This window comes from Acinetobacter sp. UBA6720, from assembly GCF_002454215.1.
Taxonomy (GTDB): domain Bacteria; phylum Pseudomonadota; class Gammaproteobacteria; order Pseudomonadales; family Moraxellaceae; genus Acinetobacter.
This window is the reverse complement of the sequence record NZ_DKIK01000013.1, coordinates 1-3,245: the sequence shown is the minus strand read 5'-3', so window position 1 is coordinate 3,245 and position 3,245 is coordinate 1. Positions and strand designations below refer to the sequence as shown.

Here is a 3,245-nt window from a genome sequence, read left to right as displayed (position 1 = left end):
TCCATCCCCTCCTCTGCATGCACCTCAAATTTGGCATTGGCGAAACCCTTCCTTACGGTAAAGTCTAATGATTCTATGAATACACCTAACTTTTTCAACTAACTACAAATGTGTTGCACTTGGGATTTGAATCTGCGACTTTAAAAAATATTCATCTTAAATTTTATACTTATTTTACGCAAAATTTACGATAATTTTATTATATATCAATAAATTAAACCATAACATACATTACTTCAATGACTACTAATTTAAAGTGTTATGAAAAAATTATACCATCTACTTTTTAGCCTTATACCGCTCTATTCAAGTTATGCTTTTGCTACTGGAGATGAAAGCTCTCCCGCTTTAAGCTTTTCAGGTAATGTATCATTGGCCAGCGACTACCGCTGGCGCGGCCAAACGCAAACCCAGAATGATCCGGCCTTGCAGGGAAACTTTGTTTTAAGCCATGCTTCAGGATTTTATCTTGCTGCATTTGCATCGAATGTTGATTTTGATGACGAAGTAAATTTAGAACTGGATCCCCAGATCGGCTATACAGCGCCAATCGCGCTAGGTTCAATCCATCCTGCAGTTGATCTTGGCATGCTGCGCTACAATTACATCGGCAACAGCGATTTAAATTATAATGAATACTATTTCAAAATGATCTTTAATGCGTTGCTGCATCAGAACGATAGCTTTACACCAAGCATAAGCTATACCTATAACTATGGCGGCAAAGCTGCCAGTGACAGTATAGGTAAAGATATCTCAAATTGGTATTTTAATGTCTTATATGCTACACCGATTGCTCAAACTAATTTTGGCACAAATGTTAGCTTAGGTTATTCCAAAGCAAATCAGGACATTTATGGTTCTGAAGCAAAAGACCATTTTTTTGATTGGAAAATTGGTGCAACTTACCGCTATAAGCCAATGGGAATAAATGCAGAATTAGCAGCGGTTGGTAGTAATTTAAAAACCAAAGACTTTACAAGTCAAAATAAAAAAGGGGTAAAAACTGAAGCAGTATTCACCCTGACTAAATCTTTTTAAAAGTTAAATGCCAATAGTATCAGCAATACTATTGGCATAATTATTTTACTTGAGTGATTTCAATATATGATCTATCTCACTTCGATTAAAACCTCTTTCTTTAAAAATAGTATGAATTATTTTTTTCATACTTTTTGACGCATACTGGTATTTCTTTACTAAAATGTCAGAATCAATTTCCTGTAAACTATACTTCAAATATAATTCTTCATTGAGCTTCTGATTTCTAGCATCATCTTCATTATTTATCGTGTTATACATTTTTAAGCAGTTAAATATCCCAATGTTGTTCGATCAAAGTAATTTGGCTGTACATATACTGATGCTCAGCACGTTTAACTGCACACCATAATTCCATAAATCTTTTGCCGAGATATTTTTGCAAAACAGTATTCCGGTGAAAAAATGTTAAAGCATCCAGCTGATTCGTACTTAAAAAGTGCGGCTGATGTTTATTTTTTATCTGAGTGGCTTGCTGTGGAATTTCTAGATTCTGTGTCAACCCATGCAGTGTGCCGATCAAAATCAGGGCTGCAGTTAAATAAGGATTGCAATCCGCACCTGCAACACGATATTCCAAGCGTTGATTTTCATTGTCCGAACGTGGTATGCGAATGGCCACATTGCGGTTATTCACGCCCCAATTAGCTTCTAAGGGCACATGGTTTCCAGCTTTAAACCGGCGGAATGAGTTTACATTCGGGGCAAGCACCGCCATGGACGGCGGCAGCAAGACTATCAGCCCGCTGATCGCCTTTAATAATTGCCGTGACGGTAAAGGATTCTGCTTCATGCTGAAAATATTCTGCTGGTCTTGATTTAACAAACTCATGTGAAAGTGCATGCCGCTGCCCGCTTTATTCAGATCAGGCTTAGCCAAAAAGCTTGCATGTAACCCATGTTCTACAGCGACTTGCTTAATGGTGCGCTTTAGCATCATGATCTGATCGCATAGCTTCAAAATATCACCGCTATGCTGAATATTAATTTCGTATTGCCCGGAAGATGATTCCGAGACTAAGCCTGTAATCTGAATCCCCTGCAAAAGGGCAATCCGTTCAATTTCATCCAGAACGTCTTGATATTTATCTTGCGCATTCACATCAAAACATTGATTTAAATAAATCTGATTGGAGCCAGATTTTTCATTGCTGTCAAATAAATAAAACTCCAATTCTGCGGCCATGCAAGGATAAAAGTTTTGATCATGCAGCGCTCTTAAACTTTTTTTTAAAATATTGCGCGGTTCAACTTCGCAATCTTGATGATTGTCATCTTTCATGGTTAGGAATAACTGTGCATTGGACTCTGGATTTAAAGCGCAGGGCTGCAGGCTTCCCAATATAGGTTTACATAAATAATCCGGCTCACCGATCGATTTTCCTAAACCCGATTCTTCAATCACTTCTCCATCAAGACTCATGGCATAAATAGACATTGGGAAATAACAGCCTTGTGCAATATTTTTTAGACCGACAATATCTATGCGCTTGCCGCGGACATGACCATTCAGATCGTGCAGGCAAATCTCAACATGACGGGTATTGGGATAGCGCTGCAGATAGTTTTCGATTTCTTCTGAAAATAGAATATCTTCAATATCGCAGCATTGACGCGCAGATGGCATGGATTCAGGGACCGCTTCTTCGTCAGCTATATTATGTCTAGCCATGAGTAAATTACTCATTATTTTGTCCTGTTAAATATTAACAATGATCAAAATAAAACAAGTTCTACCGAATGTAACGTAAATAAACCGTAAAAAAGCACCCAACTAATATGATTATTTTTTAAACTATTAAAACCACGAAAAAGCTAATTTAAAATAAGTTAAAACATAAAAATAACAATAGATCTCTTTCATAAATCAAAAAACGATCTTCTTTTTGGTTAATATTTGCACTCCGGATTTCTTAGCATTCGTGCATAATCTGCGGATGAAATACATCGATTCAAACAAGCTTTCTGATCCTCAGTTCAAGCGATACACAGGCATCTCATGGTCAACTTTCTATTTGATGGTTGAGCAATTGCAGAAGCATGTCTCTGCCAAAGACAGACCGCCCAAGTTAAGCCTGGAGGATCAGGTTCTGCTCTGTCTGAGCTATTGGCGGGAATACCGAACCTTATTTCACGTTGCGACGAGTTACGGGGTTTCAGAGCCCACAGCCTCAAGAATTGTCCGTCATGTTGAAGACTGCCTG

At 38.0% G+C, this 3,245-nt stretch carries 4 protein-coding genes; 2 read left to right on the top strand and 2 right to left on the bottom strand.

Going from position 1 to position 3,245, the window contains the following annotated elements; translation table 11 throughout:
- The first annotated feature begins 261 nt into the window (after positions 1-261).
- A complete protein-coding gene (locus tag B4F08_RS01595) occupies positions 262-1,041 on the top strand; it encodes a TorF family putative porin (RefSeq protein WP_004692349.1) in 780 nt (259 codons plus the stop codon).
- 45 nt (positions 1,042-1,086) lie between these two features.
- On the opposite strand, the gene B4F08_RS17210 is transcribed toward B4F08_RS01595, so the two are convergent.
- Positions 1,087-1,302: a hypothetical protein gene (locus B4F08_RS17210; RefSeq protein ID WP_004692350.1), complete on the bottom strand. Its 216-nt coding sequence runs from the start codon at positions 1,300-1,302 to the stop codon at positions 1,087-1,089.
- A 10-nt stretch (positions 1,303-1,312) separates the two neighbouring features.
- Positions 1,313-2,728 carry a glutamine synthetase family protein gene (locus tag B4F08_RS01590; RefSeq protein WP_004692352.1) on the bottom strand — a complete coding sequence of 472 codons (1,416 nt, stop codon included), beginning with the start codon at positions 2,726-2,728 and terminating at the stop codon, positions 1,313-1,315.
- A gap of 250 nt (positions 2,729-2,978) precedes the next feature.
- Between B4F08_RS01590 and B4F08_RS17240 the strand changes: the two genes are divergently transcribed.
- Positions 2,979-3,245: helix-turn-helix domain-containing protein (locus B4F08_RS17240; protein WP_414632434.1), on the top strand; the 267-nt coding region annotated here is incomplete at its 3' end.